The sequence below is a fragment of the Hydrogenophaga sp. A37 genome (assembly GCF_002001205.1).
Taxonomy (GTDB): Bacteria; Pseudomonadota; Gammaproteobacteria; order Burkholderiales; family Burkholderiaceae_C; genus Hydrogenophaga.
The window spans coordinates 113,870-129,055 of the sequence record NZ_MUNZ01000085.1; the positions used below are offsets into that span (position 1 = coordinate 113,870).

Annotated in this window: 14 protein-coding genes; 2 read left to right on the forward strand and 12 right to left on the reverse strand. The window is 60.6% G+C overall.

Annotated features, from left to right (window positions below):
- Nucleotides 1-17: 17 nt before the first annotated feature.
- The 12 genes from fabZ to rpsB form a co-directional block, all read right to left on the reverse strand.
- Complete coding sequence (gene fabZ, locus B0E41_RS08370) at nt 18-458, reverse strand: 3-hydroxyacyl-ACP dehydratase FabZ (RefSeq protein WP_077330619.1); 441 nt, start codon at nt 456-458, stop codon at nt 18-20.
- Nucleotides 455-1,507: a UDP-3-O-(3-hydroxymyristoyl)glucosamine N-acyltransferase gene (lpxD, locus tag B0E41_RS08375; RefSeq protein ID WP_077330620.1), complete on the reverse strand. Its 1,053-nt coding sequence runs from the start codon at nt 1,505-1,507 to the stop codon at nt 455-457. The genes fabZ and lpxD overlap by 4 nt, the downstream gene beginning before the upstream one ends.
- 17 nt (nt 1,508-1,524) lie before the next feature.
- Nucleotides 1,525-1,983 (reverse strand): OmpH family outer membrane protein, encoded by a 459-nt coding sequence (locus tag B0E41_RS08380; RefSeq protein ID WP_253194697.1) that lies wholly within the window; start codon nt 1,981-1,983, stop codon nt 1,525-1,527.
- Nucleotides 1,984-2,042: 59 nt separating this feature from the next.
- Nucleotides 2,043-4,343, reverse strand: coding sequence for an outer membrane protein assembly factor BamA (gene bamA / locus B0E41_RS08385; protein WP_077330622.1), 2,301 nt, complete (start codon nt 4,341-4,343; stop codon nt 2,043-2,045).
- Nucleotides 4,344-4,356: 13 nt separating this feature from the next.
- Nucleotides 4,357-5,721, reverse strand: coding sequence for an RIP metalloprotease RseP (rseP, locus tag B0E41_RS08390; RefSeq protein WP_077330623.1), 1,365 nt, complete (start codon nt 5,719-5,721; stop codon nt 4,357-4,359).
- 67 nt (nt 5,722-5,788) lie between these two features.
- Complete coding sequence (ispC, locus tag B0E41_RS08395; protein ID WP_077330624.1) at nt 5,789-6,976, reverse strand: 1-deoxy-D-xylulose-5-phosphate reductoisomerase; 1,188 nt, start codon at nt 6,974-6,976, stop codon at nt 5,789-5,791.
- Nucleotides 6,973-7,815 carry a phosphatidate cytidylyltransferase gene (locus B0E41_RS08400; RefSeq protein ID WP_077330625.1) on the reverse strand — a complete coding sequence of 281 codons (843 nt, stop codon included), beginning with the start codon at nt 7,813-7,815 and terminating at the stop codon, nt 6,973-6,975. The genes ispC and B0E41_RS08400 overlap by 4 nt, the downstream gene beginning before the upstream one ends.
- On the reverse strand, nt 7,808-8,554 hold the full coding sequence (gene uppS, locus B0E41_RS08405; protein WP_077330626.1) for a polyprenyl diphosphate synthase: 747 nt from the start codon (nt 8,552-8,554) through the stop codon (nt 7,808-7,810). Before uppS ends, B0E41_RS08400 begins: the two co-directional genes overlap by 8 nt.
- Before the next feature lie 54 nt (nt 8,555-8,608).
- Complete coding sequence (frr, locus tag B0E41_RS08410; RefSeq protein WP_077330627.1) at nt 8,609-9,169, reverse strand: ribosome recycling factor; 561 nt, start codon at nt 9,167-9,169, stop codon at nt 8,609-8,611.
- Between the two features lie 41 nt (nt 9,170-9,210).
- Nucleotides 9,211-9,921, reverse strand: coding sequence for a UMP kinase (pyrH, locus tag B0E41_RS08415; protein ID WP_077330658.1), 711 nt, complete (start codon nt 9,919-9,921; stop codon nt 9,211-9,213).
- A gap of 174 nt (nt 9,922-10,095) precedes the next feature.
- On the reverse strand, nt 10,096-11,019 hold the full coding sequence (tsf, locus tag B0E41_RS08420; protein WP_077330628.1) for a translation elongation factor Ts: 924 nt from the start codon (nt 11,017-11,019) through the stop codon (nt 10,096-10,098).
- 116 nt (nt 11,020-11,135) lie between these two features.
- Nucleotides 11,136-11,891 (reverse strand): 30S ribosomal protein S2, encoded by a 756-nt coding sequence (gene rpsB / locus B0E41_RS08425; RefSeq protein WP_077330629.1) that lies wholly within the window; start codon nt 11,889-11,891, stop codon nt 11,136-11,138.
- Between the two features lie 317 nt (nt 11,892-12,208).
- On the opposite strand from rpsB, the gene B0E41_RS08430 reads away from it, so the two are divergent.
- Nucleotides 12,209-13,414 (forward strand): FAD-dependent oxidoreductase, encoded by a 1,206-nt coding sequence (locus B0E41_RS08430; RefSeq protein ID WP_171984709.1) that lies wholly within the window; start codon nt 12,209-12,211, stop codon nt 13,412-13,414.
- Between the two features lie 270 nt (nt 13,415-13,684).
- Nucleotides 13,685-15,184 carry an NAD(P)H-hydrate dehydratase gene (locus tag B0E41_RS08435; RefSeq protein ID WP_363350681.1) on the forward strand — a complete coding sequence of 500 codons (1,500 nt, stop codon included), beginning with the start codon at nt 13,685-13,687 and terminating at the stop codon, nt 15,182-15,184.
- The last annotated feature ends 2 nt before the right edge of the window (nt 15,185-15,186 follow it).

Here is a 15,186-nt window from a genome sequence, read left to right on the forward strand (position 1 = left end):
TGTGCTCCCGACGTCGATCAGGCAATGGTGCGCATGGTGCACATCAGCTCTGCCTCGCACACCAGCTCACCCGCCACGCGGATCACGCCTTTGAATTTGTAGATGCCCGCGCGCACGCGGTCGAGGTCCACGTCCATGATCAGTTGGTCACCTGGCTCCACGGGACGCTTGAAGCGAGCGCCGTCGATGCCGGCGAAGTAATACACCGTCTTGTCGTCCATGGTCACGCCTGCGGTGTCAAACGCCAACAGTGCTGCAGCTTGGGCCATAGCTTCAAGCATCAGCACACCGGGCATCACGGGCCGATTGGGGAAGTGCCCTCCAAAAAACGGCTCGTTGATCGTGACATTCTTCAGCGCCTTGATGCGCTTGCCTTTTTCAAGCTCCAGCACACGGTCCACGAGCAGAAAGGGGTAGCGGTGCGGCAGCTGCTTGCGAATCTCGTGAATGTCCATCATGGTGGTCTGGTGTCTTTGGAGGCGTTGTCGAGGCTCTGTTCGACGGCCCGTAGCCGTTCGCGCAGGCGGTTGAGTTGTTTGAGGGAGGCAGCATTCTTTTCCCAGGACGCATTGTCGTCGATGGGAAACATGCCGGTGTAGTGCCCCGGCTTGCTGATGGAGCGGGTGACCACCGTCGCCGCCGAGATGTTCACCCCGTCGGCCAGGGTCAGGTGACCCAACACAATGGCACCACCACCGATCGTGCAGTGCGAACCGATCACCGCGGTGCCGGCCACCCCTACACAGCCCGCCATGGCCGTGTGGTCGCCCACACGCACGTTGTGGCCAATCTGGATCAGGTTGTCCAGCTTCACACCGTTGCCGATCACCGTGTCGTCCAGCGCACCGCGATCAATGCAGGTGTTGGCACCGATCTCCACATCGTCACCAATGCGCACCGCACCGAGCTGCTCGATCTTGACCCACTCGCCACGGTGCGGGGCAAATCCAAAGCCATCCGCACCAAGGACCACGCCGGGATGAAGAATGCAGCGCTGCCCCACGGTGCAGCGTTCGCCCACCGTGACACGCGCGTAGAGCAACGACCCCGCCCCCACGCGGCTGTTCGCGCTCAACACCACTTGCGGACCGATGTGCGCGCCAGCACCGATGTGCACGCCCTCGCCGACCACCGCAAAGGCTGCGATGGAAACGTCCGGTCCAATCACGGCTGTCGGGTGGATGCTGGCCAGTGGGTCGATGACCGCGGGTTCGGTCGTCCGGTGCTGCTCACGCCACCATTGGGTGAGTCGGGCAAAGTAAAGATAGGGATCTTCACTGACGATGCACGCGCCTCTCAATACAGCGGCCTCCTGCAACGCAGGTGGGACGATCAAAGCGCCCGCCAGGGTGGTCGTTACCTGACTCGCGTACTTCGCTTGGGCAACGAACGACAGATCGGAAGGCGCTGCCGTTGCCAAGGGCGCCAGGCGATCAATGTGGAGCTGAGAATCACCCAGCAATTGACCACCGAGGGCCTCGACGATGGCGCCGAGCGTCCGAGACACGTTCTGGACCGCGCGCCTTACTTGGCGCTGTTCAAGCCACTGAGCACCTTGTCGGTGATGTCGTGCTTGGGATTGATGTAGACCGCTTCCTGGAGGATCAGGTCGTATTTTTCGGCCTCTGCCACCTGCTTGATGACTCGATTCGCTTTCTCGAGAACCTGCTGAAGCTCCTCATTCTTGCGCAAGGTCACGTCTTCCTGGAACTCCCGCTGCTTGCGCTGAAAGTCGCGATCCTGATCAACCAGCTGACGCTGGCGAGCGATGCGTTGAGCCTCTGGCAGCGTGGGCGCCTCACGCTCCAGCTTTTCCGACGCTGCCTTGAGTTGGCCGCCCACGGTCTGCAGGTCTTTTTCTCGGCGCGAGAACTCCTGCTCCAACTTGGCCTGGGATGCCTTGGCGAGATTGGCTTCGCGAAGCACTCGCTCGGTGTTCACAAAGCCGATCTTGAAATCCTGTGCCGCAGCTGGGAAAGCCATGCAAGCACCGGCCAGCAAAACGGCGAAAAGGCGGGCGAAATGGCGCTGAGAGGTCTTCATCAAAAAGAGGTTCCGATCTGAAACTGGAATTTCTGGATTCTATCGCCCGAGAACTTGCGCACCGGGTTCGCCAGTGCGAAGCGAAGCGGACCCACAGGGGAAATCCAACTCAAGCCGATGCCGACCGAGGATCTCATTTGACTGAGATCCACGCTCTCCTTCTCGCCATACACGTTGCCAGCGTCGACAAAGGCAAACCAGCGCAGGGTACGGTCATTGCCAGCCCCGGGGAATGGAGCGATGAACTCGGCGTTCAGCACCACGTTTCGTGCGCCACCAACGTTGACGGTTTCGCCGGTCGTGGAACCCATGACGGCAGAAGTGGGGCCCAGCGTGCCTTGCTCAAATCCGCGAACAGACCCGAGACCACCCCCGTAGAAGTTCCGCAGCACCGGGTACGGCTTTCCACCCAGGCCCTTGCCGACACCCAACTCGGTGTTGAAGGCGAGCGTGTACTGACGGGACAGCGCCACATATTGCTGAAACTGGTACGTCAGCTTGGCGTAGCGCCTGTCGCCACCCAATCCAAATTCGGTGTTGAAACGCTGAAGGCGGCCGGAGGTAGGCACCAGCGCGCTGTCGCGGTTGTCACGCGCCCAGCCGATCGTGGCGGGCAGGTAGGTGCCACTCTGGTCCCGATAGGCCTCGGGTAGCTGATCACCCTCTTTCACCTTCACGCGCTCTGCACCGACGCCAAAGTACACCGTGTCGGTCTCGGTAAACGGAACGCCAAAGCGCACACCGACACCCGGCGTGGCGATTTCGTAGTCACCCCCCTGCGCGTCATAGGGTCGTGTGGTTTTGTAGTAGATGTCAAAGGTGCGGGAAACACCGTCTTCTGTGAAGTACGGATTGGTTGTGCTCAGGACAAACTGACGGTTGTATTTGCTGGTATTCAGATCCAGCCCCAGGTAATTGCCGCTGCCAAACACGTTCTCCTGTTTGATGCTGGCAATCAGCGACAACTTGTCGGCTTGCGAGTAACCCGCACCAATTGACAAGTTGCCGGTAGGCTTTTCGGCCACGGTGACCGTCAGGTCCACCTGATCGTTGGAACCGGGCACGGGCTCGGTTTCGATGCCAACTTCAGTGAAAAACCCCAGACGGTCGATGCGATCGCGCGACAAGCGAATGCGATCACTGTCGTACCAAGCGGACTCAAGCTGCCGGAACTCACGCCGAATGATCTCGTCACGGGTCCGGTTGTTGCCTTCAACATTGATGCGGCGCACATAAACACGGCGTGCCGGCTGTGCACGCAACACGAAGGCCACGCGGTTGTTGACCCGGTCGATCACCGGACTGGCCTCAACCTGAGCGAAGGCATAACCAAAGGCACCAAAGTAGTCGGTGAACGCCTTGACCGTGCGCGTCACGTCCTCGGCGTTGTAAGCCTCGCCCGCCCGCACACTCACCAGCGACTTGAACTCTTGCTCTTTGCCCAAGTATTCGCCTTCCAGCGCCACCGACGAGACCACGAAACGGTTGCCTTCGGTGATGTTGACGGTCACCGACATGTCGCGTTTGTCGGGGGAGATCGCCACCTGGGTTGAATCGATGCGGAACTCCAAGTAGCCACGTGCCAGGTAGTAGGAGCGCAGGGTTTCCTGATCCGCATTGAGCTTCGCCCGCGAGTAGCGATCGGCCTTGGTGTACCAACTCATCCAGCCACCGGTGTCCAGGTCGAAAAGATCGCGCAGGGTGGACTCCGAGAAGGCCTTGTTGCCAACGATGCGGATGTCCTTGATCTTGGCCACTTCGCCTTCGACCACATTGAAGTTCAAGTTGACGCGATTGCGCTCGCCTGGTGTGACCGTGGTCACCACCTGAGCAGAGTACATGCTTCGATTGATGTACTGCCGCTTGAGCTCCTGCTCCGCGCGGTCGGCCAGCGCCTTGTCAAAAGGTCGCCCCTCCGCCAGACCCACTTCCCGCAAGGACTTCTTCAGTATCTCGGCGTCGAACTCTTTGATCCCGGAAAAACTCACATCGGCCACCGTGGGCCGCTCTTCCACGATCACGACGAGCACATCGCCATTGATCTGCAGGCGCACGTCGGTGAACAGACCCAAGCCAAACAGCGACCGAATCGCCGTCGAACCCTTGTCATCGCTGTATTGATCGCCGATGCGAAACGGCAACGATGCGAACACCGTTCCGGGCTCCACTCGTTGCAGCCCTTCGACACGAATGTCTTTCAATGTGAATGGATCCACAGCCCAGGCAGGCAGCGCTGCAAACAGGGAAGAGGCGACGGTCAACAGCGTCAGGCCACGCAGTCTGTGTTGGTTTATTTTCATGAAGAGAGAGGGTTCAGCCCACCAAGCGGGTGATATCGTTGAACAGGGCGACAGACATGAGTGCCAACAGCACCGCAACACCCCCGCGCTGCAGCCGTTCCAGCCAGACGTCAGAGACGCTTCGACCGGTGACACCCTCCCAAAGATAATACATCAGGTGTCCCCCATCGAGCACCGGCAGCGGCAGCAAGTTCAGCACACCGAGACTCACACTGATCAGTGCCAGAAACACCAGGTAAGACGTCAAACCGATGCTGGCCGACTTGCCTGCGTAGTCCGCGATGGTGAGGGGCCCGCTCAGGTTTTTGAGCGAGGCTTCACCGATGAGCATGCGACCCATCATCTTGAGAGTCAGCCAAGACACTTCCCAGGTACGGACCACACCCAACCAGAGGCCATCCACCACACCATGGCGTACGGTGGTCATCGCCGGAGCAGCCCCCACATAGGCCCCAATGCGGCCGATCCAGACGCCCTCCACCTGTTCCGGACGCGGCTGCACACTGAGGTGCAAGGTCTGACCTGCACGCGAGACTTTCCATTGTTGTGTCGATGTGTTTCCTTCCGCCCCCACAGACTGACGGATCAGCATGCGCAGTGACTGTCCGTCGGACACGGGCCGAGCGTTGACCTGCGACACACGGTCGCCGGCCTTCAAACCCGCGGCTTCGGCCGCGCCACCCGGCATGACTTCGCCCATCACGGGCTCGGTCCAGGGCGCGGTGATGCCGATGCGCTGAAACAAGTTGGCGTCGGCCTCGCGCACCTGCAGATCGCTCAATGGAAGGGTCACCATGCGGGTGGGAGCACCCTCTTCGCGCGCCACCCAAAGCCTCATGTCCGCGCCAGACAACGCTGCCTGCGTCACGCGCCAGCGCAAATCTTCAAAAGACCGCACCGGGGACGACCCGTCATCACCAGACGCGGTCTCGGCCACCCACTCGCCGCCCACCAAGCCTGCCTTCTCGGCCAGCGTGCCCGCCACGGGACCCGCCAGTACAGGCTTTGGCTCCTCGACGCCCATCCAGTTCACTACCGCGTACAACACCACCGCCAACAACAGGTTGGCCAACGGTCCAGCCGCCACGATCGCGGCGCGAGATCGCAAAGGCTGGGTGTTAAATGCCAGATGTCTTTCAGCTGCATCCACTGGCGCTTCGCGTTCGTCCAACATGCGCACGTAACCCCCCAAGGGCAGCATGCAAAGCACAAATTCCGTTGGGCTACCCGGTCGTTGCCAGCGAATCAATGGCTTGCCGAACCCGACCGAATAGCGCAGCACCTTGACGCCACAAGCCACTGCCACTCTGTAGTGACCGTACTCGTGTACAGCGATCAACAGGCCCAGGGCCACCACAAAGGCAATCAGGGTCATCATCTTGAAACTTTCGAAAGGCCGGGACCGCACCTCGCGGGAAAATCACCGCACAAGGGTCACCAACGGCTCATTTGGCGAAACGTGCCACACAGGACGCTGCCAGCGCCCTGGCCTCTGCATCGATGGCCAGCAACGCCTCCAAGTCGTCGGACTTGGAGGGACTCAGTGCACCTAAAGTTGCATGGTTGACCGCGTGAATCTGATCGAACCTCAACCGGTGTGTCAGAAATGCCTCCACGGCCACCTCGTTGGCCGCATTGAGCACGGCGGTGGTTCCCGCCGGAGCCGCCAACGCTTCCCATGCCAGACGCAATCCGGGGAAGCGTTGCTCGTCGGGGACCTCAAAGGTCAATGCGCCCAGGGTCGAAAAATCGAGTGCAGCAGCACCCGACACCATTCGCTCGGGCCAAGAGAGACCGTAAGCGATGGGCACGCGCATGTCAGGCGTCCCCAGTTGTGCCACCACAGATCGGTCGTGGTATTGCACCATGGAGTGAATCAGGCTCTGAGGATGGATCACCACCTCGATTTGGGAGGGATCCAACCCGAACAGGTAGCGCGCCTCAATGACCTCCAGCGCCTTGTTCATCATCGTGGCCGAGTCCACCGATATCTTTCGCCCCATGACCCAGTTGGGGTGGGCGCAAGCCTGCTCTGGCGTGATCTCGGCGAGCGTGGCCGGGTCGCGCTGGCGGAATGGACCGCCCGATGCGGTCAACACAATCTTGTCGACACGGCGCACCCAGCTCGACGCTTCTTCTGGCAACGACTGGAAGATGGCCGAGTGCTCACTGTCGATGGGTAGCAGCGTACCGCCGCCTTCGCGCACCGCGCCCATGAACATCTCGCCACCGACCACCAATGCCTCTTTGTTGGCGAGCAACAGCTTCTTGCCAGCTCGTGCAGCGGCCAGACTCGGCGCCAGGCCCGCCGCACCCACGATGGCGGCCATGACCGCATCGACCTCAGGATCGGTACTCACCTCGCACAGGGCCTGTGCACCAGACAACACCTGCACAGAAAGCCCCAAATCTTTCACCCGCCCCGCCAGCTGTTGGGCATGGATCGGGCTGGACATCACGGCGAAGCGGGGGGCGTACTCCTGGCACTGGGACAGCAGCAGGTCGACCTGGGTCGCGGCCGTGAGTGCGAACACCTTGAAACGGTCCGGATGGCGAGACAGCACATCGAGGGTGCTCGTGCCGATCGAACCGGTAGAACCCAGGATGGTGACGTTTTGGCAAGACAAACTCATGGCTTCAAGGTACTCGCGATCAACATGGCCACCGGCAACACCGGCAGCAAGGCATCCACCCGGTCCAACACCCCTCCGTGACCAGGCAGCAGCTGACTGGAGTCTTTCATGCCGGCACCACGTTTGACCAGCGACTCCAACAAATCCCCCACCACGCTGATACCCGCCAGAAAAACAAAGCCACCAACCGCCCACACAGGGCCTGCTGCCCAGAGCTGGCTGAACAGACTGGGGGTGGCCGAAGGAAACTGTTGGTCAAGCCAAATCCAAAACCAACCCAACAGGCACACGCCCAGTACGCCGCTGAACACGCCTTCCCAGCTTTTGCCCGGGCTCAGAGTGGGAGCGAGTTTGCGCCGGCCAAAAGCCCTTCCACCGGCGTAGGCGGCAATGTCTGCGCCCCACACCAGTGTCAACACCGACAGCAGAAATCCCAGGCCCACGATGCGGGCCTGCACCAGTGCCAGCCAAGCACACGCGAGCAGCGCAAACCCACCGACCAAACGCAATAACACAGGCCACGCTACCCATCCCGCCACACCCCGTCGCAACATCACGGCAGACAGCAACAGCCAGCCCACCGAGGCGGCCCACCAGATACTTGCCCACGAACGTTCCAGGCCGCCCCCCCACCAGAAAATGCCGACCGCCAAACCCAATGCGCAACCCAACACCCTGGAGCTCCATTCGCTGCATCCATTGAGCCGGGCCCACTCCCAGGCGGCCGCGCCCACCATCAGCACAGCCAGCACGGCGAAGGGTTCGATCGATGGATAAAACATGGCCGGAAGCAACACCGCCAACATCAACAGGGCCGTGATGATCCGCTGCTTAAGCATGGGGTGACGCACCAGACTGCGTCATCGTCAATTGATCGGAGGTTTGACCAAAACGCCGCTCGCGCCCGGCGAAATCGGCAAACGCCCGGTCCAATTCGGCCGCATCAAAATCGGGCCAGAGACAGGGTGTAAAAAACAGCTCGGTGTAAGCGCACTGCCACAACAGAAAGTTGCTAATGCGCATCTCACCACCCGTGCGGATCAGCAAATCGGGATCTCCTACGTGGGCCAGCGCCGTGGTCTCGCACAGCCCCTCTTCGGTGATCTCCCGGCCCTGCGCGACCAGCTGTCGCGCTGCCTGCGCAATGTCCCAGCGGCCACCGTAGTTGAAACAGACGTTAAGCACCATTTTCTGGTTGTGGACCGTCGTTTGCTCCGCTTTCTGCAACCCCTGCAAAACGCGTGATGACAGGCCATGCGAATCACCCGGAAAGTGCAATCGAACGCCGTTTTTGCTCAGCTTGGGCACTTCCCTGGACAACGCCATCACGAGCAGATTCATCAGGCCCGACACCTCGTCTTCAGGGCGACTCCAGTTTTCCGACGAGAAGGCGAACACAGTCAGCACCTGAACATCCCGCTCCAGGCAAGCCCGCACGGTACGTCTCAATGCATCCACACCCTGTTTGTGACCAGCCACGCGGGGCAGATGGCGCTTTTTCGCCCAGCGCCCATTGCCATCCATCACGATGGCCACGTGGCGGGGAACGCAGGAAACGGGGGATGGGAGATTGGCCATCAATGCAGGCGGGTGGTGCAGTTCATGGAGCAAACGATGCAAGTTGGCCTCGCATCACACAGCCATGATGTCTTGCTCTTTACCTGCTACCAGTCGATCCACTTCACCAATGATTCGATCGGTGAGTTTCTGAATCTCTTCAACCGAGCGGCGCTCGTCGTCCTCCGAAGCCAGCTTGTCTTTCACCAGTCTCTTGACGTGTTCATTGGCGTCGCGACGCAGATTTCGAATGGCGATCTTGGCGGCTTCGCCTTCGCCCCGAACGACCTTGGTCAGTTCCTTGCGGCGCTCCTCGGTCATGGGCGGCATGGGCACACGGATGAGATCGCCCTGGCTGGCCGGATTCAGCCCCAGATCGGACTCACGAATGGCCTTTTCGATTTTGGCACCCATGCCCTTTTCCCATGGCGCCACACCGATCGTGCGTGCGTCCAGCAGCGTCAGATTGGCCACCTGCGACAACGGAACCATGGAACCGTAGTAGTCCACGTGAACCGTGTCCAACAGTTGGGGGTTGGGGCGACCCGTGCGAACTTTGGTCAGATTGTTCTTGAACGACTCCACCGACTGCTGCATTTTGTGTTCGGCGGTGTTTCGGATCTCAGCGGTGTTCATGAATGCTCCTCAATGCGGCTGTGATTGGTGACTGGGCGCCGTCAGACGTGGACGAGGGTGCCCTCGTCGCCACCCAGCACCACGTTGCGCAACGCGCCGGGTTTGAAGATTGAAAATACCTTGACGGGCAGCTTCTGGTCGCGGCACAGCGCAAACGCAGTGGCGTCCATCACCTGAAGATTCTTGGCCATGGCCTCGTCGAAAGTCAGTGTGGCGTAGCGGGTGGCCTTGGGATCCTTGTTCGGGTCGGCGCTGTACACACCGTCTACCTTGGTGGCTTTGAGCACGATTTCAGCGCCGATCTCGGCGCCACGCAGTGCGGCAGCGGTGTCTGTCGTGAAAAACGGGTTGCCCGTGCCAGCGGCGAAGACCACAACCTTGCCCTCTTCCAGGTACTGCAAGGCCTTGGGGCGTACATAGGGCTCAACCACCTGTTCAATAGCAATGGCCGACATCACACGTGCCACCAGACCCGCCTTGTCCATGGCGTCAGCCAGGGCCAAGGCGTTCATGACCGTGGCCAACATGCCCATGTAATCTGCGGTCGCGCGATCCATGCCCACCGACCCGCCAGCGACACCACGAAAGATGTTTCCGCCGCCAATCACGATCGCCACTTGCACCCCCAGGCGGGTGACTTCGGCTATTTCCTCCACCATGCGCGCGATGGTGGCTCGATTGATGCCGAAGGCGTCGTCGCCCATGAGGGCCTCACCGGACAGTTTCAGCAGAATGCGCTTGTAGGCTGGCATGGACATTTCCCTAATTTCAACTCAATCTGGAGACCCGATCGGCAAGTGTACCGAGGAGCGGCGGACGATCCCGCTCGCAAAGTACCTACCATCGGCAAAAGCCAGGTTTCACATGCGACAACGGGCCTTGCGGCCCGTTGTCTGGATCGGCAAATGACCGCCAATCGGATGCCTTTAGGCCCCCTTGGCCGCAGCGACTTGCGCGGCCACTTCAGCAGCGAAGTCGTCAACCTTCTTCTCGATACCCTCGCCCACCACGTACATGGTGAATGACTTGACGTTCGTGTTCGCGACCTTGAGCATGGCGCCCACCGTCTGCTTGCCGTCGGCGGCCTTCACAAAGACCTGATCAAACAATGACACCTCCTTGAGGAATTTCTGCACGGCGCCGTCGATGCGCTTGGCGACGATCTCCGCGCTTTGAGCAGGTTTTCCAGCCGCCACGAGCTCTTTGTTGGCTTCGTCTGCCTTTGCCGTGGCCACAGAACGCTCCCGCTCGATGAACTCGGCAGGCACATCGGCGCTGGTCAGCGCCACCGGCTTCATGGCTGCCACATGCATGGCCACGTCCTTCGAGGCCACGGCATCGCCATCGAACTCCACGATCACACCGATGCGCGTGCCGTGCAAATAGCTCACCAACGAAGCACCACCGCTGTAGCGCTTAAAGCGGCGAAAACTCATGTTCTCACCGATCTTGCCAATCAAGCCCTTGCGGACGTCTTCCAGCGTGGGGCCAAAGTTGTCTTGGCTGTAGGAAAGGCCACCCAGCGCCTCCACGTCGACAGGGTTGTGCTCGGCCACCAGCTTGGCAGCGGCATTGGCCAGCGCCAGGAAACTATCGTTCTTGGTCACGAAGTCGGTTTCACAGTTGACTTCAATCAGCGCACCCGTGTCGCCATTGAGGTAGCTGGCGACCACGCCTTCGGCAGTCACACGGCTGGCGGCCTTTCCAGCCTTGGTGCCCAGCTTGACGCGCAGCAACTCCTCGGCCTTGGCCATGTCGCCATCGGCTTCGGTCAGCGCCTTTTTGCACTCCATCATGGGCGCGTCGGTCTTTGCGCGCAGTTCACCAACCATGCTTGCGGTAATTGCCATTTCAGTTCTCCATTGGCCACATCGAACCCACAACGGGGACACGGACTCATCGATTGATCGGTTTCGCTTGTAAAAAAGGGGCTACTCGAGCCCCTCCTTTCGCTCAGCGGTGAGGCTCAGGCGGCGGCGCCTTCTTTCACTTCAACAAACTCATCGCCACCTTCGGCAGTCACAGCCTTGACGACGTCGTTCACGGCACTGGAACGGCCTTCGAGGATCGCGTCAGCGATGCCGCGGGCGTACAGCGCCACAGCCCGGGCCGAATCATCATTCCCGGGAATCACATAGTCGATGCCGATGGGTGAATGGTTGGTATCGACCACACCGACCAACGGAATGCCCAGCTTCTGAGCTTCAAGAATGGCGATCTTGTGGAAACCCACATCGATCACAAAGATGGCATCAGGCAGTGCAGCCATGTCCTGAATGCCGCCGATGTCCTTTTCCAGCTTCTCCATCTCACGAGCAAACATCAGCTGCTCTTTTTTGGTCATGCTGTCCAAGCCAGCCTCTTTTTGAGCCTGCATGTCCTTCAGACGCTTGATCGAGGTCTTGACCGTCTTGAAGTTGGTCAGCATGCCGCCGAGCCACCGCTGGTCGACGAACGGCACGCCAGCGCGGCGAGCCTCCTGAGCAACGATGTCGCGCGACTGGCGCTTGGTACCCACCATCAGAATGGTGCCGCGATTGGCGGACAGCTGCTTCACGAACTTGGCAGCCTCTTCAAAGAGGGGCAGCGTCTTTTCGAGGTTGACGATGTGGATTTTGTTGCGGTGGCCAAAGATGTACGGAGCCATCTTTGGGTTCCAGAAGCGGGTTTGGTGACCAAAGTGGACACCAGCTTCCAGCATTTCGCGCATGGAGATAGACATGAGAAAGTTCCAGAGGTTGAGACTAAAATCCAGCCCCGATCGCTTGCAAGTTGAGTCCCCATTCGGGCCTCACTCGACAAAACAACACCTGGTTGGGCTGGTTTGAGATTAACTTTGCAGAGAGTTCTGGAAATGCATTCCTGATCCACATCTGCAAAGCCGTTCGATTATAGCAGCGCAAGACCACATCCAAGCCGCAGCACCTCAAAGACTCGTCAGCGAGCCGCTCTTCTCTTTTTGCCCCCGATGCCATCAAGCCAGCCCACCGATCGATCAAGCACGCCCCCCTCTTGGGAATTCGAACGTGGAGCAGTGCTTTGAAGCTGGCGGTGATTGGCGCCGGCGTGGTGGGAGTGACCACAGCGTACGAGCTGACTGCAGATGGGCATGAGGTCACGGTGTTTGAACGCCACAACACAGCGGCCGAGGGCGCGAGCTTCGCCAACGGCGGCTTGATCGCACCGGAATGGATCGCCGCCCAAGCGGCCGCTGACTGGAAATCGGATCAAACCACGGGCTTGAGTGCTCTTTGGCGCTCGCTTCGAACAGGCACGCCCCCTCGATACACCAATCCCGCGACAGGTTTGCTTCACTTGGCACAATACAGCAACGAGCGCTTGATCGAACTCACCGAACAACATCAGTTGGCACTGGACAGCCATCAGGGCTTGATGATCATCTGGCAGAGTGAACGCGAGGCAGACCAAGCGCGATCGATGCACGAGCAAATTCGCGAACTGGGCGGCGAATGTGCACTCGTGGACGCAACCGAGGCGCGGGGCCTGGAACCTGCCCTGGGCGCAGAAACACCCCTTCACGGTGCGATGGTGCTGTCCGGTGCCTGGTCGGCCAATTGTCGGCAGTTCACCTTGCAATTGAGGGCCATGGCGCAGCAGCGTGGTTGCCGGTTTGAGTTCGGATCGGTGGTGCATGGCCTGGAAACAGGCAGCGGCGTTCACATTGCATCCAGCGGACACACCAGCAACATCCACAGCTTTGACGGGGTGGTGGTATGCGCCGGCCTCGCCAGTGCGGAATTACTCCGGCCGATAGGGCTACGGGCCCCGCTGCGCGCCCTGGTCGGACACTCCATCAGCGCAGCCGTTCGCGAGCCTTTGGACGCCCCACTGTCCGTGGTGCATGACCTTCGCCGCCAAGTCACCATGGCCCGCATGGGCCAGAGGGTCAGGGTGTCGTGCGTGGCGCGTGACGGCCAGGCTGCCGAAAAGTCGCGGACAGAAATAAAAAAGCTGTACGCCGTGTTGAACGACTGGTTTCCTGGGGCTATCCGCCTGGGTGGGGCAGCCAACGTGCAGGAATGGTCCAGCACGGTTGCGGTCACACCCGACGGCTTGCCCATGTTGGGGAATACGGGCTTGCCCGGCGTGTGGCTCAACCTGGGACACGGCATGCATGGTTGGGCCATGGCGTGCGGCAGCGCGCGTGTGATCGCGGACCAGGTGGCGGGCCAGTCACCTGCTGTTCAGCTGGCGCCATACAACCCCATGCGGTTCGACACATGAGTAACGGTAGCGTGATCGCGTCATGGTGAAATGCCATCAGCCACGTGACCCGCTGAACACTTTTCAACGCCCTTTCATGCTTCAGGTCTTCGAGAGACATCTTGTTGACGAGCTTTCACACGGCATGCAGGATGTGCGCAGCTTTTTCTGAACCCCGGCAAGGAGCCCCCATGACCATGTTCATCTATCCGGGCCAGTTGCGGCCCATTCCTTCCGTCTGAAGCGCACGTGCGAAGAATTGGCACATCGGGTACAGAGCCGCTTTACGGCGTGGAAGGCACGCGCGCCGTGGAGCGAGCCCTGGCTTCCACACTTCGCCCATTTGAATCCATGGCCCGTGCCGGGCTGGCCACCGCCCAGCTCGCGCTGGCGCTGGCGCCACACGCTCGATGCATCTGGATCGCCTGTGGACCTGGGAACAACGGTGGCGACGGTTTGGTGGCAGCGATGCACTTGCTGGACCATTCCCGACGCAGTGGAGGTGATCTGGAGGTGGTGGTCACGCTGTGTGGTGACCCAGCGCGGCTACCACCCGACGGAGCCCGTGCACTTTCTCAGGCATTGAGTGCCGGCCTTGTGATCGCCCCTCATCCGCCCCGAGCGTTCGACTGCGCGATCGACGCCCTGCTGGGACTCGGCGCGCAGCAGGCCCTTGAAGGCGAACTCGCCAAGCAGTTGCAAACCATGCACGGAAGCACCACCACGGTGCTGAGTGTTGACCTGCCCAGTGGCCTGCTGGCAGACACGGGCGTCTACCTCGGGCCTGCGCCGAAAATTGGGCTCGGTCCGCGCCACACGCTTTCGCTGCTGACGCTCAAACCTGGCCTTTTCACTGCTGATGGGCGGGATCTGTCTGGCGTCGTCTGGTTTGACGACCTGGGTTGCACGTCCCTGAACCAGATTGCACCGGTGGCGACGCTGCATGGCATTCAGGGAGGCTCACCCCAACGCGCGCAGGTGTCGCACAAGGGCAGTCAAGGTAACGTGGTGGTGATTGGCGGTCAGAGCATTTCGCTTTCTGGCTCCGGAATGACCGGCGCCGCCATTCTTGCGGCTCGTGCCGCACTGCACGCCGGTTCTGGGCGGGTGTATGTGGGTCTGCTGGATGGATCAGAGCCGTCGATCCACTGGGATCCACAGTGCCCTGAACTCATGTTCCGCAGCGTCGACACGCTGCAGCAAGACCGCCACCTGCTGCAAAGCGCCGCCACGGTGTGCGGCTGCGGCGGTGGATCAACCGTGGTTGCTCGGCTGCCGCAGCTTTTGTCGACCTGTCCCAAGCTGGTGTTGGATGCCGATGCGCTGAATGCCATTTCGGGGGACGACAACTTGAGGAGACTCACAACACAGCGGGCTCAGCGCGGGTGGGTGACCGTTCTCACACCACACCCATTGGAAGCCGCCAGGTTGCTCGACCAGGACACCACCACCGTGATGTCCGACCGTTTGACGGCAGCAATGACCGTGACCCGATATCTTGCTGCTATCTGTGTGCTCAAGGGATCGGGCACCGTGATCACCGGACCGGGTCAAGGGCCGATCATCAACGCCAGCGGCAATTCGTCTCTGGCCACGGCAGGCACTGGCGATGCCCTGGCGGGCATGCTGGGCGCCGCTCTGGCGATGCCGGACATGGCGCCCGAGTCTGCTTTTCAGGCAGTTGCTACCGCCGTGGCACAGCATGGCCGACTGGCCGATGACTGGGACCGAGAGCGCTCTGGCGAACTCACTGCCGGTCGACTCGCAATGAGGGCACGGCATTTGCACTGAGC

What these genes read in the sequence shown, in the direction of transcription:
- fabZ (WP_077330619.1), bottom strand. Translation starts at nt 458, where the DNA reads ATGATGGACATTCACGAGATTCGCAAGCAGCTGCCGCACCGCTACCCC.
- B0E41_RS08400 (WP_077330625.1), bottom strand. Translation starts at nt 7,815, where the DNA reads ATGCTTAAGCAGCGGATCATCACGGCCCTGTTGATGTTGGCGGTGTTG.
- tsf (WP_077330628.1), bottom strand. Translation starts at nt 11,019, where the DNA reads ATGGCAATTACCGCAAGCATGGTTGGTGAACTGCGCGCAAAGACCGAC.
- uppS (WP_077330626.1), bottom strand. Translation starts at nt 8,554, where the DNA reads ATGGCCAATCTCCCATCCCCCGTTTCCTGCGTTCCCCGCCACGTGGCC.
- ispC (WP_077330624.1), bottom strand. Translation starts at nt 6,976, where the DNA reads ATGAGTTTGTCTTGCCAAAACGTCACCATCCTGGGTTCTACCGGTTCG.
- pyrH (WP_077330658.1), bottom strand. Translation starts at nt 9,921, where the DNA reads ATGCCAGCCTACAAGCGCATTCTGCTGAAACTGTCCGGTGAGGCCCTC.
- frr (WP_077330627.1), bottom strand. Translation starts at nt 9,169, where the DNA reads ATGAACACCGCTGAGATCCGAAACACCGCCGAACACAAAATGCAGCAG.
- B0E41_RS08380 (WP_253194697.1), bottom strand. Translation starts at nt 1,983, where the DNA reads ATGGCTTTCCCAGCTGCGGCACAGGATTTCAAGATCGGCTTTGTGAAC.
- rseP (WP_077330623.1), bottom strand. Translation starts at nt 5,721, where the DNA reads ATGATGACCCTGATTGCCTTTGTGGTGGCCCTGGGCCTGTTGATCGCT.
- rpsB (WP_077330629.1), bottom strand. Translation starts at nt 11,891, where the DNA reads ATGTCTATCTCCATGCGCGAAATGCTGGAAGCTGGTGTCCACTTTGGT.
- bamA (WP_077330622.1), bottom strand. Translation starts at nt 4,343, where the DNA reads ATGAAAATAAACCAACACAGACTGCGTGGCCTGACGCTGTTGACCGTC.